At 49.0% G+C, this 26,071-nt stretch carries 26 protein-coding genes and 2 tRNA genes; 15 read left to right on the top strand and 13 right to left on the bottom strand.

The features are described 5' to 3' along the window. Nucleotides 1-15: 15 nt before the first annotated feature. The 4 genes from BZG78_RS13500 to BZG78_RS13485 all read left to right on the top strand — a co-directional run bounded on the left by BZG78_RS13500 (nt 16) and on the right by BZG78_RS13485 (nt 4,038). Nucleotides 16-1,410 (top strand): MFS transporter, encoded by a 1,395-nt coding sequence (locus BZG78_RS13500; protein ID WP_077661493.1) that lies wholly within the window; start codon nt 16-18, stop codon nt 1,408-1,410. 218 nt (nt 1,411-1,628) lie between these two features. Further along, complete coding sequence (locus tag BZG78_RS13495; RefSeq protein WP_077661492.1) at nt 1,629-2,444, top strand: outer membrane protein OmpK; 816 nt, start codon at nt 1,629-1,631, stop codon at nt 2,442-2,444. 101 nt (nt 2,445-2,545) lie between these two features. Beyond that, nucleotides 2,546-3,436 carry a 2-dehydropantoate 2-reductase gene (locus tag BZG78_RS13490; RefSeq protein ID WP_077661491.1) on the top strand — a complete coding sequence of 297 codons (891 nt, stop codon included), beginning with the start codon at nt 2,546-2,548 and terminating at the stop codon, nt 3,434-3,436. Continuing rightward, entirely contained in the window at nt 3,433-4,038 is a 606-nt protein-coding gene (locus BZG78_RS13485; protein ID WP_077461636.1) for a DJ-1 family glyoxalase III, read from the top strand. Before BZG78_RS13490 ends, BZG78_RS13485 begins: the two co-directional genes overlap by 4 nt. A 66-nt stretch (nt 4,039-4,104) precedes the next feature. Here BZG78_RS13485 and thiI read toward each other — a convergent pair whose 3' ends face one another. The 3 genes from thiI to pomA all read right to left on the bottom strand — a co-directional run bounded on the left by thiI (nt 4,105) and on the right by pomA (nt 7,449). Next, nucleotides 4,105-5,553 (bottom strand): tRNA uracil 4-sulfurtransferase ThiI, encoded by a 1,449-nt coding sequence (thiI, locus tag BZG78_RS13480; protein WP_077661490.1) that lies wholly within the window; start codon nt 5,551-5,553, stop codon nt 4,105-4,107. Nucleotides 5,554-5,699: 146 nt separating this feature from the next. Further along, complete coding sequence (locus BZG78_RS13475) at nt 5,700-6,641, bottom strand: flagellar motor protein MotB (protein WP_077661489.1); 942 nt, start codon at nt 6,639-6,641, stop codon at nt 5,700-5,702. Between the two features lie 46 nt (nt 6,642-6,687). Further along, nucleotides 6,688-7,449, bottom strand: coding sequence for a flagellar motor protein PomA (pomA, locus tag BZG78_RS13470; RefSeq protein ID WP_021024152.1), 762 nt, complete (start codon nt 7,447-7,449; stop codon nt 6,688-6,690). Nucleotides 7,450-7,669: 220 nt separating this feature from the next. On the opposite strand from pomA, the gene xseB reads away from it, so the two are divergent. The 3 genes from xseB to dxs are packed head-to-tail and all read left to right on the top strand — an operon-like array spanning nt 7,670 to nt 10,706. Then, on the top strand, nt 7,670-7,915 hold the full coding sequence (gene xseB, locus BZG78_RS13465; RefSeq protein ID WP_077461639.1) for an exodeoxyribonuclease VII small subunit: 246 nt from the start codon (nt 7,670-7,672) through the stop codon (nt 7,913-7,915). Then, a complete protein-coding gene (gene ispA, locus BZG78_RS13460) occupies nt 7,908-8,807 on the top strand; it encodes a (2E,6E)-farnesyl diphosphate synthase (RefSeq protein ID WP_077661488.1) in 900 nt (299 codons plus the stop codon). Before xseB ends, ispA begins: the two co-directional genes overlap by 8 nt. Nucleotides 8,808-8,834: 27 nt before the next feature. Beyond that, a complete protein-coding gene (gene dxs, locus BZG78_RS13455; protein ID WP_077661487.1) occupies nt 8,835-10,706 on the top strand; it encodes a 1-deoxy-D-xylulose-5-phosphate synthase in 1,872 nt (623 codons plus the stop codon). A gap of 158 nt (nt 10,707-10,864) precedes the next feature. Here the strand turns inward: dxs and upp are convergent, their stop codons facing one another. Then, on the bottom strand, nt 10,865-11,491 hold the full coding sequence (upp, locus tag BZG78_RS13450; protein ID WP_021024156.1) for a uracil phosphoribosyltransferase: 627 nt from the start codon (nt 11,489-11,491) through the stop codon (nt 10,865-10,867). Between the two features lie 184 nt (nt 11,492-11,675). On the opposite strand from upp, the gene purM reads away from it, so the two are divergent. Both purM and purN read left to right on the top strand, forming a co-directional pair. Beyond that, a complete protein-coding gene (gene purM, locus BZG78_RS13445; RefSeq protein ID WP_021024157.1) occupies nt 11,676-12,719 on the top strand; it encodes a phosphoribosylformylglycinamidine cyclo-ligase in 1,044 nt (347 codons plus the stop codon). Further along, nucleotides 12,716-13,354: a phosphoribosylglycinamide formyltransferase gene (gene purN, locus BZG78_RS13440; protein WP_021024158.1), complete on the top strand. Its 639-nt coding sequence runs from the start codon at nt 12,716-12,718 to the stop codon at nt 13,352-13,354. The genes purM and purN overlap by 4 nt, the downstream gene beginning before the upstream one ends. 39 nt (nt 13,355-13,393) lie before the next feature. Here the strand turns inward: purN and BZG78_RS13435 are convergent, their stop codons facing one another. Then, the gene (locus BZG78_RS13435; RefSeq protein WP_077661486.1) at nt 13,394-14,188 is read right to left on the bottom strand and encodes a class II glutamine amidotransferase; all 795 of its coding nucleotides are present in this window, start codon (nt 14,186-14,188) and stop codon (nt 13,394-13,396) included. A 21-nt stretch (nt 14,189-14,209) separates the two neighbouring features. Continuing rightward, nucleotides 14,210-14,788, bottom strand: a complete 579-nt coding sequence (gene lpcA, locus BZG78_RS13430) for a D-sedoheptulose 7-phosphate isomerase (RefSeq protein WP_021024160.1) — start codon at nt 14,786-14,788, stop codon at nt 14,210-14,212. A 303-nt stretch (nt 14,789-15,091) separates the two neighbouring features. Between lpcA and fadE the strand changes: the two genes are divergently transcribed. Next, nucleotides 15,092-17,536: an acyl-CoA dehydrogenase FadE gene (gene fadE / locus BZG78_RS13425; RefSeq protein WP_077661485.1), complete on the top strand. Its 2,445-nt coding sequence runs from the start codon at nt 15,092-15,094 to the stop codon at nt 17,534-17,536. 93 nt (nt 17,537-17,629) lie between these two features. Here the strand turns inward: fadE and BZG78_RS13420 are convergent, their stop codons facing one another. Both BZG78_RS13420 and dnaQ read right to left on the bottom strand, forming a co-directional pair. Beyond that, entirely contained in the window at nt 17,630-18,949 is a 1,320-nt protein-coding gene (locus BZG78_RS13420) for a TIGR03503 family protein (protein ID WP_077461646.1), read from the bottom strand. A gap of 8 nt (nt 18,950-18,957) precedes the next feature. Next, on the bottom strand, nt 18,958-19,680 hold the full coding sequence (dnaQ, locus tag BZG78_RS13415; RefSeq protein ID WP_021024163.1) for a DNA polymerase III subunit epsilon: 723 nt from the start codon (nt 19,678-19,680) through the stop codon (nt 18,958-18,960). 51 nt (nt 19,681-19,731) lie between these two features. Between dnaQ and rnhA the strand changes: the two genes are divergently transcribed. Beyond that, complete coding sequence (gene rnhA, locus BZG78_RS13410; protein ID WP_021024164.1) at nt 19,732-20,199, top strand: ribonuclease HI; 468 nt, start codon at nt 19,732-19,734, stop codon at nt 20,197-20,199. 12 nt (nt 20,200-20,211) lie between these two features. On the opposite strand, the gene BZG78_RS13405 is transcribed toward rnhA, so the two are convergent. Next, a complete protein-coding gene (locus BZG78_RS13405) occupies nt 20,212-20,937 on the bottom strand; it encodes a methyltransferase domain-containing protein (protein WP_021024165.1) in 726 nt (241 codons plus the stop codon). Between the two features lie 32 nt (nt 20,938-20,969). Here BZG78_RS13405 and gloB point away from each other — a divergent pair, with 32 nt between their 5' ends. The 3 genes from gloB (at nt 20,970) to BZG78_RS13390 (ending at nt 24,063) form a co-directional block, all read left to right on the top strand. Beyond that, nucleotides 20,970-21,728, top strand: a complete 759-nt coding sequence (gene gloB, locus BZG78_RS13400) for a hydroxyacylglutathione hydrolase (RefSeq protein ID WP_077661484.1) — start codon at nt 20,970-20,972, stop codon at nt 21,726-21,728. A 71-nt stretch (nt 21,729-21,799) separates the two neighbouring features. Continuing rightward, on the top strand, nt 21,800-23,377 hold the full coding sequence (locus tag BZG78_RS13395) for a LysM peptidoglycan-binding domain-containing protein (protein ID WP_021024167.1): 1,578 nt from the start codon (nt 21,800-21,802) through the stop codon (nt 23,375-23,377). Next, a complete protein-coding gene (locus tag BZG78_RS13390; protein WP_021024168.1) occupies nt 23,374-24,063 on the top strand; it encodes a YIP1 family protein in 690 nt (229 codons plus the stop codon). Before BZG78_RS13395 ends, BZG78_RS13390 begins: the two co-directional genes overlap by 4 nt. A gap of 42 nt (nt 24,064-24,105) precedes the next feature. Here BZG78_RS13390 and BZG78_RS13385 read toward each other — a convergent pair whose 3' ends face one another. Next, nucleotides 24,106-24,948 (bottom strand): endonuclease/exonuclease/phosphatase family protein, encoded by an 843-nt coding sequence (locus tag BZG78_RS13385; RefSeq protein WP_077461649.1) that lies wholly within the window; start codon nt 24,946-24,948, stop codon nt 24,106-24,108. Nucleotides 24,949-25,132: 184 nt separating this feature from the next. Here BZG78_RS13385 and BZG78_RS13380 point away from each other — a divergent pair, with 184 nt between their 5' ends. Further along, a complete protein-coding gene (locus BZG78_RS13380) occupies nt 25,133-25,531 on the top strand; it encodes a gamma-glutamylcyclotransferase family protein (protein WP_021024170.1) in 399 nt (132 codons plus the stop codon). 101 nt (nt 25,532-25,632) lie between these two features. On the opposite strand, the gene BZG78_RS13375 is transcribed toward BZG78_RS13380, so the two are convergent. The 3 genes from BZG78_RS13375 to BZG78_RS15535 form a co-directional block, all read right to left on the bottom strand. After that, nucleotides 25,633-25,709, bottom strand: a tRNA-Trp gene (locus BZG78_RS13375). An 8-nt stretch (nt 25,710-25,717) separates the two neighbouring features. Further along, nucleotides 25,718-25,794 (bottom strand) — tRNA-Asp (locus BZG78_RS13370). Between the two features lie 72 nt (nt 25,795-25,866). Further along, nucleotides 25,867-26,071: hypothetical protein (locus BZG78_RS15535; protein WP_077661483.1), on the bottom strand; the 205-nt coding region annotated here is incomplete at its 5' end.

Here is a 26,071-nt window from a genome sequence, read left to right as displayed (position 1 = left end):
AGTAGGCTAACCACTATGCTGTCATCCAAGTTCAAAACGACATTGGCGCCCTACGCCGATCGTCGTTTACTTTTTGTTTTCTTAATGGGTTGCTGTAGTGGCTTTCCCTGGGTGTTGATTGGCTCCAACTTAAATGGTTGGTTGGCTGACGAGGGCCTATCACGCACCGCGATTGGTCTATTTGGTTCGGTTTTCGTCCTGTATGCAGTCAACTTTTTATGGGCGCCATTACTCGACCGCATTAAGATCCCTTTTCTATCTCAGCGCTTGGGTCAGCGCCGCAGTTGGATTTTTTCGACTCAAGCTATTATGTTGATTGCCACCTTGGCGTTGTCACAACTTGATTTACAAGGGCTTAAAGCGGTCGATCCTTGGGTTACTACTGTGGTGTTATCCTCACTCATCTTTGCGATTGCATTGGCCTCTTCCACCCAGGATATTGCCATTGACGCCTTTCGGATTGATAACTTTGCTGAACATGAGACTGATAAGTTTCCGCTGGCATCAGCGATGTCTGTGATTGGTTGGTGGACCGGCTATTCGGTGCCAGGTTATGTTGGCTTTGTTAACGCCGATGCCATCGGTTGGAATCATGTTTATGTGATCATGGCAGGCTTTATCGGCTTAATGGCATTGGCGACGCTGTATGTGAAAGAACCAGAAAGTGACCGCGAACAGCGCCAAGATGCCGCCACTCGCCACTATTTGGCGCAAGGATACAGTGGCTTGCGTGCGTGGCTGGCGGTCACCGTGGTCGAGCCCTTTGCCGAGTTTTTCCGTCGCAATGGGGTGAAAGTAGCATTAACCCTGTTGCTGTTTGTATTTTTATTCAAGCTGGGTGAAGCCTTCCTCGGACGGATGTCGATCGTGTTTTATAAAGATGTCGGCTTTACCAATGAACAAATTGGTTACTACTCCAAACTTGTCGGTTGGGGCCTCACCGTGGTCTACACCCTGATTGGTAGTTATATCAATTTGCGTTTCGGCGTGATTAAAGGGCTGTTTATTGGTGGCGTGGCCATGGCGTCCAGCAACCTGATGTTTGCCTGGCTGGCGATGGTTGGGCCCAACGAGCACCTACTGCTGGGCGCAATCTTAGTCGATAACTTTACGTCAGCGTTTGCAACCATTGCGTTCGTGTCATTTTTAACCTTCTTAACGGGTCGTGCGTTTTCAGCCACTCAGTACGCCCTCTTAGCGTCGTTGGGGAATCTAGGCCGCACCACGGTCGCCTCCTTTAGTGGCATGATGGTGGACTGGTTGGATAGCTGGTCAACATTTTTCGTAATAACCGCTCTGATGGTGATTCCTGGGCTGGTCATGCTGATCTATATTGGCAGGCAATTTCGCCAATCCTCGTCACAAAACGATCAAGCACCTGAGCACTGCCCAGATTCACGTCGCAACTGACCCCACGTATCACAGTGGAGTGCAAAGTTTTGCTCTCCACTGTCGTCTAATTATTAACAAAGATCACATAAAACGGCCATGTAAACCGTTACAACTTGTCACTGGTCACAATCCATTTGTGTGCCTATGTTTATTACATTCTTTATAGTGAACTTTCCCCATATACTGCTCTTAATGAACGCACACCGCGTAATTAACACCCAGCAGAGGCAGTCACTATGAAAAAATCCCTACTCGCACTCGCCGTTATCGCCGCAAGCAGCGTATCTGTTGCCAACGCCGCCGATTACTCCGATGACATTTACAAAAATGATCACAAATGGCTTCAGTTTAATGCTATGTATGCCATTAATGAGAAGCCACAGTTCGGTACCGATACTGACAAGGACCATAACTACCTAGAAATGGAATTCGGCGGCCGTAAAGGCGTGGTCGATCTTTATGGTTACGTCGATATTTTTGACTTGGCAGAAAGCGACAGCAATAACAACAATAAGAAAGACAAACCCAAGTCCTTTATGAAGTTAGCACCCCGCTTCTCAATTGACGGCATCACCGGACAAGACTTGTCATTTGGTCCTGTGCAAGAAGTCTATTTCTCGACCTTGTTTAACTGGGGTGGTGGCAAACAAGACACTAACAACTCGTTCTGGGGTATCGGTGCCGATGTCGAACTGCCTTGGTTTGGCAAAGTGGGCATGAACCTTTACGGTTTGTATGACATCAACAAAAAAGATTGGAATGGTTACCAATTCTCCACCAACTGGTTTAAACCTTTCCACTTCTTTGATAATGGTAGCTTCCTGTCTTACCAAGGTTATATCGATTATCAATTTGGTGCCGATGACACCTTTAAAGGTAATGACCAAGCGACCCACGGCGGTGCGATGTTTAACGGCCTATACTGGCATTCAGACAACTACGCTCTCGGTTATGGTCTAAAAGCCTATAACGATGTCTACTTGATTGAAGATGGTGGTACCGCTGATACCTCAGGCATCTCTCACTACCTAAACGCCACCTACAAGTTCTAACTGACTAGCGCGCCGGCCCTTGTCGGCGCGCTGCTTTCCTGCTTTGCCTTTCATCCTCTATGGTTATGATACACTGAGGTTTTAACCAAGCAGGCGATGTGATGAGGATTACCCTAATTGGTGCTGGCGCCATTGGCACATTATGGGCGGTGAAACTAACCCAAGCAGGACATAGCGTTAATCTGGTCACGCGAGACCACGCAAGTGAACGCACCCTTTCTTTAGACGGCACATCGTTCACCTTGCCCGCCAACCAAACCGCTTTGATGCAACAAAGCGATCTCTGGTTAGTCTGCACCAAAGCCTATGATATCCAAGCCGCATTGCTTCCCTATCTATTCTATTTACACCCAGAGACTCTGGTTGTACTTATGCATAATGGAATGGGACCGCATCAATGGTTGGCAACACAGTTACCTGACGCTCAACCTCTGCTGCTTGCTACCACATCTCATGGTGTCTGTCGCACCCGTACCGGTGATTGTCAGCACACCGGGCATGGACCAACCGCTATTGGGCCAGGTAATCAAGCCGGCCATGCCTGCACCTTTATTGCCGAGGTGTTTGATCATGCCCTTCCCACCGCGACGTGGAAGCGCGACATTTTTCAGTCACTTTGGTATAAACTGGCGATCAACAGCGTAATTAACCCACTGACCGCGGTGCATGGCATTCAAAATGGTGAGTTGCTCAAAGTTGACTACGATCCTATCATTCGCGAACTGTGCCAAGAGTTAGCCAATGTGATGCGCGCTGAAGGCGTCCACACCTCTGTGACAGAGATCTGCCAACAGATTGATACCGTGGTAAAAGCAACCGCAAACAACTATTCATCCATGAATCGTGATGTCTTCTATCAACGTCCGACAGAGCTCGAATACATTACCGGTTATGTGTTGCAGCGCGCGGCCGAACACCACATATCGGCCCCGCATCATCAACAGCTCTATCAGGCGGTACAACAAGGTCAACGGCATAAGGAATCCTCATGAGTCAACAACGTCTCCTCATTTGTATGGCCCCCGGCAGCGAAGAAATAGAAGCAGTCACCGTGATTGACGTGATGCGGCGAGCGGGGTTTGACGTGACTGTCGCCAGTGCGGCACCTGATGGAAAGCTCACCCTCACCGGCTCTCGTGGGGTGGTGATCGTCTGTGACACCACACTCGCTGCGGTGGCCGATCAACCATTTGATTGCGTGGTTTTACCGGGTGGCATCGACGGCGCACAATGTTTAGGTGACAGCACGCTGGTAACAGAGATCATTAAGCAGCAGCAAAGCGATCAGGCTTGGGTCGCGGCGATTTGTGCGGCGCCGGCTTTAGTTCTGCAACGCCACGAGCTGTTCCCTCGATCTCATATGAGCTGCCATCCGAGTGTCAGTGAGCAGATCCCCGAACAATGGCTCAGTCGGCGCCGAGTGATGACCGATTATGATCACCGTTTAATTACTAGTCAGGGACCCGGCTCAGCGATGGAGTTCGCGATTGAAATCGTGCATGTACTTGGCGGCAAAAAGCTGGCCTGGCAGGTCGCTGAGCCTATGATGCCGTTGCCTCAATTGCATTATGAGAAAAAATTCAGCGAAGGATAAATCGGCTCAGCGCCTAATCGCAAACAGGCAGCCGATTGGGCTGCCTGTTTTTTACGTTCACAATGATTAAACCCGATAGACTTTCACATTATCAAAGCCCATATCTTTGAGGTACAGGGCTTGCAGTCGACTCATTACGCCACGTTCACAATAGAGCAAATAGGTTTTACTTTGGTCAAGATCACCGAACTGCGTCGCCAACTTAAAGAAGGGAATATGAGCGACGTTCGCACCTTCAACCTTAAGTGGTTTGTCTTCTTGCTCTTCGCGGCTGCGAATATCTAAAACGACGGAATCTTTATCAACCTCGTTGACCCATTCCGCTTCTGGCGCTTTCTCTTTGCTTAGCGCTTCAATAGCACGAATATCCATGATCGTTGCCTGATCAACCGCTTGTTCTAATAAGCTAAAGTCAAACTTTGATTCCTCATGTTCCAACTTGGCTTTTTCCGCTTTGACCGTGGGCTTTTTCGAAATCACCCCACAGTACTCAGGCATGGTTTTAGCAAAATCTTCGGTGCCAATTTTGCGTGCAGTATCAATAATATCTTCTTTGTCCCAGTTGATCAGCGGGCGCAAAATCAGGCTATCAGTGACGTTATCAATCATGCGCAAGTTAGTGAGTGTCTGACTAGATACTTGGCCCAAAGCCTCGCCAGTTACCAAGGCCTGAATACCGAAGCGCTCTGCGACCATGCTCGCCGCACGCACAAACATGCGTTTCAACACCACGCCCATCTGACCGTTATCAACGTTTTCGAGAATGCTATTAACCACCGGCTCGAAATCAATCGAAATAAATTTCACTTTGGCAGAGGAACCAAATTTATTCCAAAGGTAGTGAGAAACCTGCTGCACACCCGTTTCATGAGATTTGCCGCCAAGATTAAAAAAGCAATAATGAACCTTACTACCACGTTTTATATGCAGGTAGCTCGACACCCCTGAGTCGAAGCCGCCCGATATCAAGCTCAGTACGTCTTCTTGCGTACCCAGCGGGAAGCCGCCTAAGCCAGTATGACGGTGCTTCACCAAGTTCAGCTTATCGTGGTCAACTTCCATCATCACGGTTACGTCAGGCTTTTTCAGCTGTACGCTTGCCGACGGAACGGCTTGGTTTAACCCACCGCCCACGTAACGCTCTACATCAATTGACGTAAAGTCATGCTTGCCGCGGCGTTTGGCTCGGACACAAAACGTTTTCCCTTCAATTTGATCACGCACACCCTCTAAAGTGAGTGTATAAATATGATGCAAATCGTTAAACAGTGTCTGCTCTACCTCAAGCACAGTTTGGACGCCAGGCGTGTTAGTTAGCACATCCAGCACCAGCTGACGCTCGTCCGGTTGTTTTAATGTCACCTCAATGTGATCCCGACGGTTATATACCGCCGTATTACCAGTTCGACGCTTTAGAATATTACGAATATTGCATTCGAGGATTTTAGTAAAACGCTTTCTGACTGACTCGCTTTTGACGATCACCTCAGGGTGAATTTTAACAATAAACTTCATAACCGGTTCGATACAGCTGGAAATAAAGCCGCGGATTATACAATAACCAAGGCGCCGCTGAAACCGGCTATTTTTGTGTCTATTAAACGGTAATAAGGCGACGCTCACGCATCGGAATCGATAAGTCGTGACCGTCGCAGAGGATGTTAAGGGATGGGATCAGCCACATCATCAGCAGAGATCTCGTCTGAAAAGCTCGGTTTCCCTTGCATCACAGCGATTTCTACACGCCGGTTGGCGGCTCGGTTGTCGGGAGAGCTATTCGGAGCTCGTGGCTGGGTGTCGGCCAAGCCTTCTACCTTCATCCGCAAATGGTTAAAGCCGGGCACTTTTTCCATTTCCTGTGCCACTGAGACCGCACGCTGTGCGGAGATGTCCCAGTTAGATCGATATAGCTCAGACTCCAGCGGTGTGCTGTCGGTATGACCTGACACTTTAATTTCTCCAGGAACATCTTTTACCAGCTCCGCAATTTGGCGCACCATGGGGCGGAACTTAGGCTGCAAAAACGCAGAATTGGGAGGAAACGCCCCCTTTTCTTGAACGCGAATAACCAGCTGCTGACCTAGGTTTTCAACCTCGATAGCGCCTTCTTCTATCTCGCGCTGCAACGCCTGCATCAAGGCTTTTTGTAACTGCTCAAGTTGCTCTTGCATCCGTTGTTGTTCAAGCTGTGATGCAACCTGAGCACTCGATCCACCTTCTTTGTCAGAGGTTGTCCGCTGAGATCCGCCAGAGCGATCATCTTGCCCCTCTTGAAAGTCCAAAGTGCGCTGCGTCATGTCAATGGTTTGCTGCATGATCACTTCAATGGGCGTCGGCTCTGGGCGGCCAGGACGAAACTCTTGTGCAATCACACTGGTCCCTTTAGGAATATCTTTCACCTCAAGGACGTTTTGTACCCCAAACGCAAATTTCATCGAGCCAGCGATTTGCTTAAACTTGAGCACGTCCATTTCTGAAAAGGACAACAGAAGGACGAAAAAGCACATGAGCAGTGACATCAAGTCTGCAAACGTCCCCATCCAAGGCGGTAAGCCGGGAGGCGGGCATTTGCATTCCTCTTCTTCTTCTTGCTGTTGTGCCATGAGGACTCCTTAAATCTCGCTATTTTTGATGTTCAACGCAGACGCTTTAATTATCGACATCCACTGCACGCTTGCCTTCATTGAGGTAATTTTTCAAAAAGCCATCAATCACACGTGGGTTTTGACCATCTTGAATCGCGAGTAAGCCGTCCATAATAAGACGACGGTTTAACTTCTCTTGTTCTTTGCGTAGTGCGAGTTTGTTGGCAATCGGGGTCGCCACCATATTTGCCAGCATCGCCCCGTACATAGTCGTCAGCAAAGCCACTGCCATTGCCGGGCCGATGGCCTTAGGATCATCCATGTTAGAAAGCATGGCAACCAGACCAATCAAGGTCCCGATCATCCCCATTGCTGGGGCGACATCCGCTAACGCGTTATAAAAACCAATACCGTGATCATGCCGCTCTTCCGTCAAGCTGATATCTTTCTTCAAGGTGGCACGGACCACATCCGCATCATGGCCATCAACGAGCAAGTCGACGCCTTTTTGCATAAACGAGTTATTCACTTCCATTTCTTCGAGGGCGAGAAACCCGCCTTTACGAGCAGCATCTGCCATTTCGATAATCTTGGCAATCAAATCTTCCGGGTCATCGGACTTAAACATAAAAGCCTTACCCGCGATTTTAAAGCTGCCAAAAAATTGCCCCATCGTGTATTTGGTTAAGACAACAAATAGACTGCCCCCGATGACGATCAACACAGATGGAACGTCAAAATACATGTTCATGGTGCCGCCCAGCAGCATCGCCATGACAACGAATGCGAACGAACCGAGGATGCCGATGAGCGTCGCTATATCCACGTCAGTCTCCCTTAACTACCATTAAGTCATTGTTGTTCATTTTCAGGGGATTGGTTATATCGGCAACCAATCCTTTAGGTTTAGCGTAAATCCGTCAATATTAATAAGGATAACATGCCATTTACCGCTTGGGGTAAGAACACAAAATCGGCCTCTGCGGTTTGACCACTTTTCACCGCTGAGTTACCGTCTAGCCTTTCTTTTCTAATTTTATGGCATCATGGCTGTGAAGAAACCAGAAAATATGACCTTTGAGGACACGCTCAAAGAGTTAGACAGTATCGTTGGCGCGTTAGAGTCCGGCGAACTGCCGCTTGATACGGCAATGAAACGCTTCGAGCGTGGTATCACCTTAACCCGTCAAGGGCAAAAAACCTTGGCGGACGCCGAGCAACGGGTCGAGATCTTGCTTTCGCAAGAAGACGATGGGCCACTGACTGAGTTTTCCCCCCAAGACGATGACTAGTACTGTTGCAAAAGATACGCTGCGCGAGACGCAAACGCGAAGTAACCGACAACTTGAATCCTGGCTTTATACCCTAGACCATCAGGAACAACCTCTTATTCAAGCGATGCGCCATGGCTTGTTATTGGGAGGAAAACGGATTCGCCCGTTTTTAACCTATGCGACGGGGCAACTTTTCGGTATACCGCTTGCGCAGCTCGACACACCCGCAGTAGCAGTAGAATGTATTCATGCTTATTCATTAATCCATGACGATTTACCGGCGATGGACAACGACAGTTTGCGCCGTGGTCAGCCGACTTGTCATGTTGCATTCGATGAAGCGACGGCGATTCTCGCCGGTGATGCGCTACAAACACTGGCTTTTACCGTGCTTGCTGAAGGTGAACTCAATCCAAATGCCCAACCATACCGTATCGATATGGTGAAAGTATTGGCCAATGCAAGCGGCGCATCCGGGATGTGTCTGGGTCAATCACTTGATTTAGCCGCAGAAGGCCGAGCCGTTGATTTATATGCCTTGAAGCAAATTCATCGTAATAAAACCGGTGCACTCATTAAAGCGGCGGTACGATTGGGGGCCTATGCGGCTGGGGAGACTGGGGTGAAACACCTCGGATCGTTAGACCGATTTGCGGATGCTATCGGGCTCGCATTCCAAGTTCAGGATGATATTTTGGACATCACCAGCGATACGCAAACGCTTGGAAAGCCTCAAGGTTCCGATGTGAATGCGGAGAAGAGCACCTACCCTGCTTTACTGGGGCTGGCTGGCGCGCAAGAAAAAGCGGCGCAACTTTACCAAGAAGCACTACACGCCTTGGAGGCGATCCCCTACAATACCGAGCAACTGGAAGTTTTTGCCCGATATATCATCGAGCGCAACAACTAGCATGATTAATAAAAGCGCCGAACCATTATGACATTGGATATATCAAAATACCCAACCCTCGCGCTTGCTGATACGCCTGAAGAGTTACGCACCTTACCGCGTGACCACTTGCCTCAGTTGTGCGAGGAGTTACGTACCTATTTACTTAACACAGTGAGCCATTCCAGCGGCCATTTTGCCTCAGGGCTGGGAACGGTGGAACTCACTGTGGCGCTGCATTATGTCTATAATACGCCGTTTGACCACCTTGTTTGGGATGTGGGGCATCAAGCTTACCCCCACAAAATCTTAACCGGACGGCGGGAGCAGATGCCCACGATCCGGAAAAAAGATGGCCTTCACCCCTTCCCTTGGCGAGAAGAAAGCCCTTACGATGTGCTGTCAGTCGGGCACTCTTCGACCTCAATCAGCGCAGCTCTCGGGATGGCTATCTGCGCGGAAAAAGAAGGGCAAAACCGGCGCGTAGTCAGTGTGATTGGCGACGGCGCCATCACCGCGGGGATGGCTTTTGAAGCCATGAACCACGCTGGGGATGTGAAGCCCGATATGTTGGTCGTACTGAATGACAATGAGATGTCTATCTCAGAAAATGTCGGCGCCTTGAATAATCATTTTGCGCAATTGCTCTCTGGCAATGTCTATACCAGCATTCGCGAAGGCGGCAAAAAAGTGCTCTCCGGCGCCCCCCCGATTAAAGAATTGGTACGTCGTGCGGAAGAACACCTCAAAGGCATGGTCGTGCCTGGCACCATGTTTGAAGAGTTAGGCTTTAATTACATTGGTCCGATTGATGGGCACGATGTCGAAGAGCTGGTCAAAACCCTTAAAAATATGCGCCACCTAAAAGGTCCGCAATTTTTACATGTGATGACCAAAAAAGGCAAAGGTTACGCGCCGGCAGAAAACGATCCGATTGGCTATCATGCTGTCCCCAAGTTTGATCCGAGCGTGCATACGTTACCTAAGTCCAAGCCTTCCAGCCCTACTTTTTCCAATGTGTTTGGTGATTGGCTTTGTGATATGGCCGAACAAGATGACAAATTGTTAGCCATCACGCCAGCCATGCGAGAAGGGTCTGGCATGGTCCGCTTTTCTAAGGCACACCCAGATAAATATTTTGATGTCGCTATCGCGGAACAACACTCGGTAACGCTTGCCGCGGGTATGGCGATTGGCACCTATCATCCGGTGGTCGCGATTTATTCGACCTTTCTACAACGCGCTTATGATCAGCTCATTCATGATGTCGCGATCATGAATCTTCCGGTGTTATTTGCGATTGATCGCAGTGGTATTGTCGGCGCCGACGGTCAAACTCACCAAGGTGCGTTTGATTTAAGTTACTTACGATGCATCCCAAATTTGGTTGTCATGACGCCCAGTGATGAAAACGAATGCCGTCAAATGCTGTATACCGGTCATACTCATGATGGTCCCGCCGCAGTGCGATACCCACGAGGCAGCGGGATGGGCGCTGTTATTGAAGATAAAATGCAAGCTATCCCCGTGGGTAAGGGTGTGGTCAAACGTCAAGGCGAGTGCATCGCGATCCTTAACTTTGGTACCTTGCTGCCAAGCGCATTAGAAGCGGCAGAAGCGCTCAATGCAACGGTTGTCGATATGCGCTTTGCTAAGCCGCTTGATCACACACTGATCGAGGAGATGGCAAAAGCCCATGACTGCTTGGTAACCGTGGAAGAGAATGCGGTAGCGGGCGGCGCTGGCTCTGGCGTCATTGAAACATTGATGGCGCAAGGCACGGTGAAACCCGTCCTGCAAATAGGCTTACCCGATCGTTTTATTTCGCAAGGCACACAACAAGAAATCCATGCCGATATCGAATTAGACAGCACCGGCATTGAAGCCCAAATCCGGCGCTACCTCGCTAAGCTAGGTTAAGCTAAGCCCCTGAAACTAAAAAACCGCTAGTACTTAGCGGTTTTTTTGTTTTTCCAAACGATTAATTTGATGACTTGGCGTCTGGCTACTTGGCTTCTGACGACTTAATGGCTTGGTTACTTAATGACCTAGTTACTTAGTTACTTAGTGCCAAAAAGTTACTTAGTGCCAAAAATCTTATCGCCAGCATCGCCCAAACCAGGAACAATATAGCCGTTATCATCTAACTTCTCATCAATGGCAGCAGTATAAAGCTCCACATCAGGATGTGCTTTTTTCAGTGCTTCGATCCCTTCAGGCGCTGAGACCAAAACCAAAACCTTAATTTGCTGACAGCCCTGCTCTTTCAACAAATCGATCGTCGCAATCATAGAGCCACCGGTTGCTAACATCGGATCCACGACCAAGGCCATTCGCTCATCGATGTTGCTCGCCAGCTTATGAAAATAAGGCACAGGTTCAAGGGTTTCTTCGTCACGATAGACACCCACGACACTGATCCGCGCGCCAGGAACGTGCTCTAAGACACCATCCATCATACCGAGTCCAGCACGAAGGATAGGCACCACAGTCACTTTTTTACCTTTAATTTGGTCGACATCAACCGGGCCATCCCAGCCATCGATCGTCACTTTTTCTGTATCGAAGTCTGAGGTGGCTTCATAAGTCAACAGGCTACCTACTTCGGTGGCAAGCTCACGAAACCGCTTGGTGCTGATATCACGTTCACGCATCAAGCCGATTTTATGTTTGACTAACGGGTGCCTTACTTCCACGACCTTCATCTTAGACTCCTTACAAAAAACAAATTCTCGGTAGTATACATGAAAGTAATTTGCTAGCGTAGAGATAGCGCTTGATATATCGTTTAGAATCTCACCAAACTGCTTACGCAAACGTTTTCCTTTCACTGAATGCGCTGATAGAATAGCGCCGACTTTTGATTTCCAACTCCGGCGAGGAATTGCAGTGAGCGGTAAACAATCATCTCTTAGCTATAAAGATGCAGGTGTCGACATTGATGCCGGCAACGCACTGGTCGATCGTATTAAAGGTGTGGTGAAACAAACACATCGCCCTGAAGTGATGGGAGGACTAGGCGGTTTTGGTGCACTTTGTTCATTGCCAACCAAATACAAAGAGCCCGTACTGGTGTCTGGTACGGATGGCGTTGGAACCAAGCTACGCCTTGCATTGGACGCGAATAAACATGACACAATTGGCATCGATTTGGTGGCGATGTGTGTCAACGATCTGATTGTGCAAGGCGCAGAGCCGTTATTTTTTCTTGATTACTATGCCACAGGAAAGCTCGACGTCGACGTCGCTGCCAATGTCGTGACCGGAATCGCACACGGCTGCCAACAAGCCGGCTGTGCCTTGATCGGCGGCGAAACCGCTGAAATGCCGGGAATGTATAGTGGCGACGATTATGATGTCGCTGGCTTTTGTGTCGGGGTGGCGGAAAAGTCGGCGCTGATTGATGGCAGCAATGTCGGCGATGGCGATGCACTGATTGGCCTTGCGTCCAGTGGTCCGCACTCAAACGGTTATTCCCTGATCCGTAAAATCCTCGATGTGAGCCAAGCGGATCTCAGCACGCCATTGGCCGGTCAACCGCTTATCGAACATTTGTTGGCACCGACCCGTATTTACGTCAAATCTGTCTTAGCGCTGCAGGAGCAAACCTCAATCCACGCGGTGTCGCATATCACAGGTGGCGGTTTTTGGGAGAACATTCCCCGCGTATTACCTGCAGGGACAAAAGCAGTGATCGACAATAGTAGCTGGCAGTGGCCTGCAATTTTTGACTGGCTGCAAGAAAAAGGCAATGTCAGCGATTACGAAATGCTACGTACGTTTAACTGTGGTGTTGGCTTGGTCATTGCGCTACCACAAACCGAAGCAGAGAAAGCAATAGCTTTACTCAATGAAGCAGGAGAAACCGCTTGGCAACTGGGTCATATTGCCCATGCAAACGCTAATGAAGCGCAAGTGGAGCTCACAGAATGAAACGCATTGTTGTGTTAATTTCTGGTAGTGGCTCAAACCTGCAAGCGCTCATTGATCAGTTTCATCAGGGGCATCAGGCACGCATCGTTGCTGTTATCGCCAATAAAGCAAACGTATATGGCCTAACACGTGCCGAGCAAGCCGATATTCCCGCTCAGGTCGTTGCTAATACAGCGTATGCGAGCCGCGAAGACTATGACGCGGCTTTGGTTCGGGCTATCGATGTTCATCAACCCGACTTAGTGGTATTAGCTGGCTTTATGCGTATTTTAACCCCAGGTTTTGTCAGCCATTACGCAGGGCGGATGCTGAATATTCACCCATCACTGCTCCCTAAATACACGGGACTACATACCCACCAGCGCGCGATTGATGCTGGCGACAAAGAGCATGGGACGTCGGTACATTTTGTCACGGAAGAACTTGATGGTGGGCCTGTGATATTACAAGCTCGCGTCCCTATCTTTGCCGATGATGAGATTGATTCCGTCGCCGCCCGTGTTCAACAACAAGAACACCGAATCTATCCATTAGTGGTTAAATGGTTTATTGATGGACGGCTTAAAATGGAAGCTGGGAAAGCTTGGTTGGACAATCAGCCACTCGGTCCTTCAGGCCATGCAGCTGACGATTGACCGGCATTGCGATGAACAGGCGCCTCGGCGCCTGTTCGATCATGATGTGGCGACGCTCGCTTGGTTCGAGCAATAGACCTCGCCAAAGTGGAACACGCAGTACCCCCCTTCTTGCATCTTATGCCAGCTCTCATTGTTGGTCAGCGGCTGCGTCGCAATCACTGAAACAATATCATCCGGCGTTGTCTGCTCGTGAAAATCAACTGTCATTTCTTGGTCGATCAAACTCGCTCGACCAAATGGCGCACGACGCGTAATCCAATGCAGATTATTGGTGCAATACGCCATCACATAATCGCCATCGCTAAACAGCATATTATATACGCCAAGCGCGCGCAGTCGGTCACAGCGTGAAGCAATAAAATCAAACACCTCACACATGTTGTCCGGTTGCTTTGGATAATGCTTAAACAGCTCGTTTAACAACCAACAAAAGGCCTTTTCACTATCGGTCTCTCCCACGGGTTTGAAATGTCCCGTCTCGAGACTTTCAAACCCAGAGAGTTGGCCATTATGGGCAAAGGTCCAATGGCGTCCCCAAATTTCTCGCGTAAAAGGGTGTGTGTTTTCCAAGCTCACGCCGCCTCGGTTCGCTTGACGAATATGACTAACGACCGAACAGCTTTTGATCGGATAACTGGTTACAAGCTCCGCGACTTTAGATTGACTGCTGGGGGCCGGATCTTTAAAGGTACGAAATCCTTTACCCTCATAAAAAGTAATCCCCCAACCATCACGATGCGGACCTGTTTTTCCGCCCCGTTGAATTAAGCCGGTAAAACTAAAACAGATATCCGTAGGGACGTTGGCACTCATGCCAAGCAACTCACACATTCTTTCGTCTACCTCTGCGAATTATGCTGCCATTTCCTTTTCCACCAATTGGATCAGAATATGGATAATTTTGATATGAACTTCTTGAATGCGATCAGCATAACCAAAGTGTGGAACCCGAATTTCTATGTCCGCTAGCCCGGCCATTTTGCCGCCATCTTTTCCCGTTAGCATGATTGTTTTCATGCCCTTTTTCTGAGCCGCTTCCATCGCGTTTAAGATGTTCCCTGAATTCCCCGAGGTCGATAGGCCAAACAGAACGTCCCCCTTCATACCCACGGCTTCAACATAACGGGAGAAAACATACTCGTAGCCAAAGTCGTTGGAGACACAGGAAATATGACTCGGATCGGAAATGGCAATCGCCGGGTAGCCTGGACGGTTTTCGCGGTAACGCCCGGTGAGTTCTTCAGCAAAATGCATCGCATCACAATGTGAGCCACCATTACCACAAGACAACACCTTGCCGCTGGCCTTAAAACTATCAGCAAGGAGTGTCGCCGCTTTTTCAATCTGCTGGATGTTATTGTCATCACTCAAAAATGCGGTTAACACATCGGCTGCTTCTGAAAGCTCACCGCGAATAAGATCTTGGTACATGGCACCTTCCCACTGTTAACAAATATCACGCCCGTTAGGCATCAGTCAGTTCAACTGTCAGTGTACCCGTATCGTTTTAGGGCTGTCGACTACCGTTATCATCCAGCAAGCGAGCTCGGTCACGTTTGCTTGAATGGCAACCTATCTTTCCATTTGTGCAATAACTGCAGTGAAGATTTTCTGACCTTGCAGGCCAGGTCACACCGTATGATTTTACAATTATTTAATTTTTTGGTTACATTGAGTGGTACGACCTCTTACCACGACGCGTAAGAGCCTAATTAAACCGAAGGAGATGACGTGATGGCAACAGGGTTATATATCGTCGCCATGCTAATACTGGCCGGCGTACTCGCATACCATCGTGCTAAGTTGCTGGTATCGACTGCCGTACTGGCAGCCGGATTAGTTGTAGGGACAGTCATAGGGAGTGTGGGGCAAATTACTTGGTTAATTTTTGCCGTCATTGCTCTACCACTAAATATTGTGACATTTCGTCGCAATTGGCTGAGTAAGCCTGCATTTAAAGCCTTTAAATCCGTGATGCCAGAAATGTCAGCAACGGAGAAAGAAGCGATCGACGCAGGCACCGTCTGGTGGGAAGCCGATTTATTCCGCGGCGCCCCGGATTGGAACAAATTGCATGATATTCCGGCCCCCACACTTAGCGCTGAAGAACAAGCCTTCCTCGATGGACCTGTCAATGAGGTCTGTCGCATGGTTGATGACTACCAGGTCACGCACGAGCTTGCCGATCTTCCCGAAGAGGTGTGGCAGTATCTGAAGGACAATAAGTTCTTCGCCATGATCATCAAAAAACAATATGGTGGCCTAGAGTTTTCCGCATATGCACAGTCTTTAGTACTGCAAAAACTGTCGGGGGTTTCTGGTGTACTGTCGTCAACCGTGGGTGTTCCTAACTCGCTCGGCCCTGGTGAACTACTTCAGCATTATGGTACCGAGGATCAGAAAGACCACTACCTCCCTCGCCTTGCCCAGGGTAAGGAGATCCCTTGTTTTGCATTAACCAGCCCAGAAGCCGGTTCGGATGCGGGCTCTATTCCAGACTACGGCGTAGTGACCAAAGGCGTTTGGAACGGTGAAGAAGTCCTGGGAATGAAAATCACCTGGAACAAACGCTATATCACGCTTGCACCGGTAGCGACTGTCTTAGGCTTGGCATTTAAGCTACGCGACCCCGATCATCTACTCGGTGATCAAGACGAGCTCGGCATCACTTGCGCATTGATCCCAACCGATATGGAAGGTGTGCAAATTGGTCGCCGCCATTTCCCATTGAACGTGCCTTTCCAAAATGGCCCGACTCAAGGTAACGAAGTCTTTGTTCCGATGGACTTTATTATTGGCGGGCAAAAAATGGCCGGTCAAGGCTGGCGCATGTTGATGGAGTGCTTGTCTATTGGTCGCGGTATCACGCTGCCTTCAAATACCACGGGTGGGCTTAAATCGGCTGCACTTGCAACCGGCGCTTACGCACGTATTCGTCGTCAGTTCAAATTGCCGATTGGCAAAATGGAAGGGATCGAAGAGCCGCTGGCTCGCATCGCGGGTAATGCCTATGTTATGGATGCCGCGAGTGCGTTGACCGTGACAGGGATTGATGCAGGCGAAAAACCCTCTGTTATCTCGGCAATCGTCAAATATCACTGTACTCACCGTAGCCAGCAGAGCGTCATTGATGCGATGGATGTTATTGGTGGTAAAGGCATCTGTTTAGGGCCGAAAAACTATTTGGGCCGGAATTACCAGGGCTCACCGATTGCTATCACCGTGGAAGGTGCGAATATTCTGACCCGCTCAATGATTATCTTTGGCCAGGGGGCGATTCGTTGTCACCCATTTGTCTTGGATGAGATTCGTGCGAGCGAGAATAGCGATCAGCAAGCGGCACTTGCAGCATTTGACAAAGCACTGTTCGGTCACGTCGGCTTTGTATTTAGCAATGTTGCTCGCACCCTTTGGCTTGGTTTAACCGATGGACGTTTCTCGAAAGCACCACGCAAAGACGCGACACGTCGTTACTACCAGCAGATGAATCGCTATAGCTCTGCGCTGGCACTACTTGCTGATGTCTCTATGGCGGTATTGGGCGGTAACCTGAAACGTAAAGAGCGCTTATCGGCGCGCTTGGGGGATGTGCTTAGCCAGCTCTACTTAGCATCCGCGACCATGAAGCGTTACGCTGACGAAGGCTACCAGACCGAGGATCTTCCTTTGGTTCATTGGGGCATGCAAGACGCGATGTACCAAACAGAGCAAGCATTGGATGGTTTCCTCGCAAACTTCCCGAATCGTGTGATTGCCGGGTTAGTAAGAGCCTTGGTGTTCCCTCTTGGTAGAGGACGCCGCCAGCCGGGTGATCGTCTGGATGGTAAATTGGCAGTGATTTTACAATCACCTAGTGCGACGCGTGACCGGATTGGTCGTGGTCAATTCTTTGAGCCAGGCAATGCGATCGGCAATATCGAGAAAGCGTTGCATGACATCCTCAAGGCTGAGCCTATCCATAAGAAGGTCTGTGACGGTCTTGGCGAGAAGTTGCCGTTCATGTTCCTGGATCAAGTAGCCGATAAAGGGTTACACGCTGGCGTCATTTCCGAGCAAGAAGCCGACTTGCTGCGAGAAGCCGAGCAAGGTCGACTCGAAACAATCAATGTCGATGACTTTGATCCTGCAGAGTTACCTGCCGCGTCAGTCAAAGAAAACAAGATGCATAATGCGGCATAACCGCACTGTATTTTGAGCGTACCGCTAAAAGAGAGGGATTTCCCTCTCTTTTTTTTATCATTAATCACGGCTAAATTTTATCATTCGCCACGGCTAAACATTTTTATTCGATCCATCGATATCCAGCTCATCCGTCTCTTCACTTGCCTCCTTTGACTCCGCGTCTTTATCGGGTGGCGGAGCTTCAAGCTCTTGCGCGGCTTCAGCTAATTTTCGTGCTTTACGCTTTTTCAGCACAAACCAGGTTGCGGCGCCAATCAAGATAACAAGTAAATTACCTAAGCCAATAATAATGAGAGACGTTGTACGTGCTTCAGCCTGCTCTCTTTCTCGTCTCCGTGCCTCGGCGGCCTCCATCATTGCCTGCTCACGCGCTTCGCGCTCTGCTTCAGCTTGTTCTAGCGCTGCGTAATCTGTAACAGCAAAAGTTTGCTCTGGTAAGGGGAAAACCAGGGAGCGCCCCGACAATTGGTCTGTCGCATATAGTGTTGAGCGCCATTTATATTGCCCAGGCGTACTCGCATAGGGAATATCGAGCGAGAGTGTCTCTGACTTTTCCTCACTATTTTTTTGATAAACCGTTGTCTTGCCTTCGGTATCAGTAAACTTGGCATGAACAGACACGCTGCCGGGCTCAATGCTAGCTTGTTCCATTTGGATAGTTAACTGATGCGGCTCATCATCTATTTGGCTTTGCTTAAAAGTCGCCATGAGTGGCGTCGGGTAAACGAGGACTTCTTGCTCAAGGGTACGAAAGAAGATCCCATTTCCCGATGTCACACGTGCTCGATACTTACCTGGCATCACATCAATAGGAAGCGAAACAGTAAAGATCCCATCATTAGGCGCTTCATCCAGTCCTGTTCCATCATCACTAAACTGACCGAGTGATTTTGGCTGAGGACGTTGGTCAGGATTAAGCGAGGCAGGATCGTCAACAAACTCAGAAAAACTAACGGTGAGATCCACACGCCGAATAAAGTCTCGCAGATTAAGGGGGTCATCACCTAACATTAATCGTGCGGTGAATTTAATCGCTTCACCTTGATAAAGCCGACTGGGCAAATCTTCCACTTTCATGCGCAAGTCGCTCAGCACTTTCACTTTGTTATCAGGGCTAACGCGACCAATGGCTTGCCACGGCCCGGGCATCGGATCGCTAATCGATACAATGTCCATATCAGCCTCTTGATGCCAAGAGACATTATCGGGATGCCGCCATGCATAATATTTGCTTCCGTCAGGCCGAACCAAGACCACGGGCATGCTGGGTTTTTCTCGATAAATGACAAACGCAGCACGCTCAATCGTGGGGTCAACGCGAAAGCGGTTTTCCAGCAGCCGGATTTCTTGCTCGTTGGCGTGTGCCAATAAAGGGAAACAAAAACAAACTGCCCACCACCGCTTTCTCATGCCTGCTCCTACTGCCGCCAAAGACAGCTGCCGTTTTGTTCAATAAAGTCTAACCGCGCTTCATGCGCACTCATTTCATCGGCCGATGCAGGGATGACCTTTAGCGATTTCTGACGCTTAACCGTTCTCGGCGCCATTGGGCTTGCATTATCAGTGTCGGTCCCTGCATTAAAGGATAAATCTGTTTGTCCACCCGTCATTAACAGATAGACGTCAGCTAGTATCTCCGCATCCAGTAAAGCCCCGTGTAATGTGCGCCTTGAGTTATCAATGCCATAGCGATCACACAATACATCCAAGTTATTACGTTTGCCTGGGAAGATTTTCTTCGCCATTGCCAAGGTATCTGTGACTGTGCAAATCTCATTGGTTCGCACCGATACCCCGAGGTTTTTAAACTCATGGTCCATAAACCCCACATCAAAGGGCGCATTATGAGCAATCAACTCAGCACCTTGAATAAAGTCGACGAAGGCCTGATGCACGTGCGTATAGGCAGGCTTATCTGCTAAAAATGCATCAGTAATACCATGCACTGAAATCGCTTCAGGGTCGATCGCGCGCGTGGGTTTGATATAGGCATGAAAGTGCCGACCGGTGAGTTTGCGATTGATAATCTCAACGGCACCGATTTCTATAATATTGTGACCTCGGTAGTGAGGCCCACCTTCGCGGTTCATACCTGTGGTTTCGGTATCTAACACGATGAGACGATCGTAATTCGCTTTCATGGCAATAACTGTGTCAAACTTGGCTCAGATGAATAGCCTATAGTATCAAAGATGACCAAGCAGGTAGAAATTTTCACAGATGGTTCATGCCTCGGTAACCCAGGTCCTGGGGGGTATGGTGTGGTAATGCGCTATAAGCAGCATGAAAAAACGCTGAGTGCTGGGTTTACCCTCACCACCAACAACCGCATGGAGTTGATGGCCGCGATTGTCGGGTTACAAGCGTTAAAAGATTCCTGCGAAGTGGTTCTGACCACGGACAGCCAATACGTTCGCCAAGGAATTACCCAGTGGATCCATAACTGGAAAAAGCGCCAGTGGAAAACGGCGGATAAGAAGCCGGTTAAAAATGCCGACCTGTGGCAGCAATTAGATCAGGTGGCAGCCAACCACCAGATCACGTGGAACTGGGTAAAAGGCCACGCCGGTCACCCTGAAAATGAACGTTGTGATGAGCTCGCGCGTCAAGCCGCTAACCAACCAACCGAAACAGACGAAGGCTATCAGCCTCCTGCATAAAAGCATGGTGCGCTAACCGCCGTTAGGTACAACTCCCCCTAGCGGCGATACCGCTTGCTTTAGTTTCCAACGGGGCTTAATCGGTTTAAGTGGATAACTGCGTTTTCGCGCCATAATAAGATAAATAGATCCTAACGCGGGCGTTATCATACTGGCGCTACTTTCAACCCACGCATGGCGAGCGTTGGGGCGTTGTGTTGGCCATAGACCCATTTGATGTGCGGTAATGATTTCATAGTTCATGACACTTAACCAATCTTTGACGCGCAGCGGTGAAAACATTCGTCCTCCCCAAGGTAGGCGCTGATGTCGACCTCTAATCAGCTTTTTCATCCCCAGGAGACTGGTTGGATTAACGCCAGAAAGAATCAAACAACCATCGTCAATCATCACGCGATCGACCTCTCTTAGTAATCGGTGCGGGTCGTCGCTATAATCAAGTTGGTGTGCGAGTAAACAGACATCAAAGGACTTTTGGATAAACGGTAAGGCATAGTGGGCAGCCGTGAGGTTACGCATCGGATTGTGTTTATCGACACAGACTTGGTGTTGAATGTTACACTGTTTACTGACTAGCTCGCAGCTTAATCCACCTAATTTAAGCAAATGGTAGCCGAATAAAGTAGGCAGGCACTCATCCAGCCGAGTTTGCAATTGGGTGCGCGCCCAATCACCGTAGGCAATCTGGTCCCATGTATAGGGATAGTCAAACTGATGTTCAATGCGCGCTGGTTTCATTATTAAGGCTCATTCTATCGCTGGAGAACCCAATGCTTCACGTCAAAAGCATACCTGCATTTAACGATAATTACATATGGCTCATTATTAGTGAAGATAATCGATGCGCCGTGGTCGATCCCGGTGAAGCAAGTCAGGTTATTGACTATCTCAAAGCAAATACGTTGACACTGTCTTGTATTCTTATCACACATCACCACTGGGATCATACGAATGGTATTGAGGAGCTTGTCCGTTTCGCACCCAGCGCCCAAGTTATCGGACCGGAGATCAAACCTATCCCGCGCTTAAGTATGGCAGTGGGAGATGGCGATCAGATTGATGTTTTCGATCATCGATTTTTAGTGGTCGGAGTTGAAGGACATACTGATGATCACATCGCTTTTGTTGGCGATGGGAAGCTGTTTTGTGGTGATGCGCTATTCTCTGCTGGCTGTGGCCGCTTGCTTGGGGGCACCGCAGCACAAGCGCTAAATTCGCTTAAGAAGCTAGCCTCCTTGCCGATTGAAACAGAGGTCTATTGCGCCCACGAGTATACCGCTGCCAATGTTGCCTTCGCACTCACTGTCGAACCTGAAAACGATGATCTCCATTTGTATCGCGAAGAAGTCAACCGATTACGCGCTCAGGAAAAACAAACACTACCGAGCACCATTGGACGCGAAAAACGTGTCAATCCGTTTTTGCGCATTCATGAGCCAAGCGTAATTCAAGCGCTCAGCGGGCGTGCGCAAAATAACACTGAATTAGAAGTTTTCCGCGCGTTACGTCAGTGGAAGGACGAATTTTGAGCTGAGTCTCTTGTCATCAGTGAGACCAGCCCCTATCATCATCGGCTATTTTGGACGAAGGTTTTTATGCCATGAAGTACCGTTTAGTTTTATTGAGCACACTGTTGCTGAGCGGCTGTCAGTCAACGGGTGACACTCAAGACACGGATACCGCCCACAAAGCGCCTCCTATTGCGGGCCAGAAGGCTTCATCTGCGCCCACAGAGACCGCAGTAACACCAGAGAAAGCGGTACCTAACCAACCCACGGTACTCTCACCGCAAAAACAAGAGGATGTTTGGCAGCGGATCAGTATGCAACTCTCCTTGCCTGTCCCAAATAATGCATCGGTGAGGCGGTATCGAAATTGGTATTTAAACTACCCTAATCACCTCGCAACCGTGACTGAGCGCGCGACGCCCTTTTTACACCTTATTGTTGAAAAAGTAGAAGCTCGTAATATGCCACTCGAGCTGGCACTGCTGCCTGTTGTTGAAAGCTCGTTTGATCAGTTTGCCTATTCTCATGGTAGAGCAGCGGGCTTATGGCAGTTTGTTCCTGCTACGGGGCGACGCTTTGGCTTAGAACAAAACTGGTGGTATGACGGCCGACGTGATGTGGCCCAATCAACCGATGCCGCACTTGATTATCTCGAGTACTTGCACGGCATGTTTGATGGCAACTGGTTACACGCAATCGCGGCGTACAATTCCGGCGAAGGGCGCGTATCAAGAGCGATCCGACGTAACGAGCAGCGCGGAAAACCGACCGATTTCTGGCACCTTGACCTTCCTAAAGAGACCAGCAGTTATGTGCCCAAACTCATCGCACTGGGTGACGTGCTGCGCAATAAAAACAAATACGGTTTAGATCTCCCTGAAATCCCTAACCAACCAGTGTTAACCATGGTCGATCCGGGTATGCAAATGGATCTCGCGTTAGCGGCTAACTATGCCGGTTTGACTGTGTCAGAACTGCAAAGCCTTAACCCAGCCTATAACCACTGGGCAACATCTCCATCGGGCCCAACTCACCTTTTACTGCCGAATGATAAGGTGGCGCGCTTCAATACCGAGCTCGCGAAAAATGAGAATCAGGGACTTCGTGTCGAACGCTATGCGGTTAAGTCGGGCGATAGCCTAAGTGAGATAGCAGACCAGTATAATACCACGGTAAAAGTACTCAAACGCGCGAATCAGTTACGCTCATCACGCATTCGTGTGGGTCAACGCTTAATGATCCCGGTATCGCTCAAAGATGAGTCTCAATACACGCTAAGTGCCCCTCAACGGTTAGCCGCCTTGCAGGCTGCCGAGCGTGATGGTTATAAGCGTACTCACACAGTACGTCAGGGAGATAGTTTTTGGACGATTGCGCGTCGTTATGACGTGGATTATCGCCAACTCGCGAAGTGGAACGGCATGAGTCCTCGCGACACTTTAAGCATTGGTCAACAGCTCGTTGTGTGGGATAAAGAAAACAATACGCAACGTATTCGCACAATCACCTACCGTATTCGCCAAGGTGATTCACTGAGCACGATTGCACATCGATATAAGGTATCCGTGTCAGATTTAATCAAATGGAACCAACTGCGCCAGAACGCATATATCCAACCGGGACAACAGTTGACGCTTCATATTGATATTTCACGGAGTAGTGGCTCATGATGCAAGCCTCAACCAATCCATTTTATGCCTTACGTGACACCGTACTCCGACCAAGTGCGTGTTTCGCCGCACTAAGTCAACGACCAGCGTGGGGCTGGGTTGCTTATTTACTAATGTGCTTGAGCGCGATTGCGTTTTGGAGTGCTTATTTTGATCACACGGATGTATCAACCCTTCAGCAAGCACTGGCTCAACAGCTGTCCATGCCTCAAGCAGAAGCGGAAAAGTGGTTACAACGAGAAACACTCCTAGCCTCTGAAGTATTGGGGGATTGGTTTGGTCGTGCCGCGGTAATTTTTGCCTTAGCCCTTTGGTTCCGGTTATCCACCAAGCAAGAGGCACCTAACTTTGGCTATCGTCACTGGTTAGCGGCATCCTGCTTTATTTTCCTGCCGGCAGTCATTGGTGATTTAGCAAGCTATACCAATATGACACTCGCACCGAGCTTTATCCTTCCGGCTCATGCTGATCTCAATAGTCTGAATGGCCTGCTCAAGCTACCGCTGACATCACCCTGGACAGCCTGGGCAGCCAGTTTACCCTTGCTCCTACCATGGTACTGGGTCCTCAGTATTACCGCTATTGGTACCTGGACACCATTAAATCAAGGTAAAGCCATTGTTGTCGCCACTCTCCCCTGGGTAGCTGTTTTCGGTGGCTGGGCGATCATCATTGCTGTGAGTTAATCCATTACAGCTATGGGTTAATGCATCACACGCGACGAGCGCTCACCCTAGCACCTTAAGTTGTGCCTCCATCGCCGCATGATCGGAGGCACCATTATCAATCGCACTGGCCTGCTCCACGGTCAATCCGCGATAGAATATATGATCCAAAGGCAGCCCAAACTTAGTCATCCGCTGGTCCGGTTGAAAATGCATTTCTTGTAAAGACAAACGCGACACCATCGCTCTGACTGCTTCTAATCGCCGTTGCGACCACGTATTAAAATCCCCTGCCAAGATAATCGGTCCATCAACACGTAACAAGGCTTGCTCAAGCGCTGCTAATTGCTTTTTATAAGCCGCCATCGCGTAAGTGAAGTTAATGCTATGAATATTGACCACAGCCAGTCGCTGACCATTGGAAAGCTGATACTCACTGTACAGTGCACTTTTGGGCAAGCGTAAATAGGGCTCTACCGCTGTATAAGCGCAGCTATGGAGAGGATTAACCTGAGAAAGATTCATAACCCCAGCGACCGCATCTTGCATCGCAAACGCATAGGCTTGATCATAATGAAGTGATGACTGTGTAATCCAGCGCGCGAGTTGAGGGCCAAAACTCGCTTCCTGTAATAGCATAAGACGATGCGGATCTCGATACTGCGTCAATGCTGTATCCCATTGTGGCCGCTGCTGTTTGTAAATGTTCCAAACCAGCAAAGAGAAATGGCCTTGTTCATCCAGCGGTAATGAATGGGTATAATCAACACATTGGCGATAAATACCAGAGACAGTGTGTAACTGTGACCCATCGGGGACAGTAAAGTAACCATTGACACCCACTATGGCCGTTGGGACTAAAATGGCGCTTCCCCAGGCCACTACCTTGCCAATACGTCGTTTCATTACTTAATTACCACCATAAAGCTCACCACTGAAAGTATAGGTTGCCCCTACATCGGGCGCCGATTTTGCGATCGTTAATGCCTAAATACAAGTGATAAACACACCTTATCACTTGCCGCACACTTGATGTCAGAGATAGGATAGAAAAGCAATGATAACAAGGTGTATTCATGGAGCGACGCCTATGCTCAATAATCTATTTGTTTACGGTACTCTTTGTCCAGACGAAGAGAACCACCACCTGCTCGCTGATATGAAAGGGAGCTGGCACAAAGCCAGCATACAAGCAATACGCACCGACCGTGGCTGGGGATCGGCAGCAGGGCACCCAGGGATCGAGTTAAGTGATAACGCAAAGGACAGAGTAAAAGGCTGGTTATTTAAAGCTGACGATCTTTCAACGAGATTAGCGCAGATCGATCAATTTGAAGGCGCGGGCTACCAACGAGTGATTGTTGAAGTGGAATATAAACATACAAGCGGAGAAGACACCAAGCATACCACCGCCTTCACTTATGAACTCTGTTTTAGTCATCAGCCTAATACGACTGGGCCAAGCCAATTTGTCGCCAAAAACGACTAATAAGTGCTCTTACTCATAAACACAAAAAATCACCAATAAGCGAGTGTATCGAGTGATACTTGTATAAAAAAAAGCACCGACATAAGTCGGTGCTTTTTAGGTGGCAGGGGTAGAGGGATTCGAACCCCCAACACGCGGATTTGGAATCCGCTGCTCTGCCAGTTGGAGCTATACCCCTATAAGTAGTGGCGGAGTGGACGGGACTCGAACCCGCGACCCCCGGCGTGACAGGCCGGTATTCTAACCAACTGAACTACCACTCCGCACCAATTCTGTCTCATCAAAGTCTTACACTTAATTGCTTTGATGCTTAATTTGCTAACTAAAGCCCAATATTAAGCKCTAATTAGATTATCTTGTTTGATGCGATGAGGATTTTGAATCGAGACGCGCAGTGTATGCCAATACATGAGCATCGCAGATATCAAAAGCATCGAGCTATCAACAAGATAAGCAATGAGAGCCTGGCGATGTCCTACTCTCACATGGGGAGACCCCACACTACCATCGGCGCTGCTTCGTTTCACTACTGAGTTCGGC

Source organism: Salinivibrio sp. MA351, assembly GCF_001996065.1.
GTDB classification, from domain to species: domain Bacteria; phylum Pseudomonadota; class Gammaproteobacteria; order Enterobacterales; family Vibrionaceae; genus Salinivibrio; species Salinivibrio costicola.
This window is presented reverse-complemented; position numbering and strand designations above follow the sequence as displayed.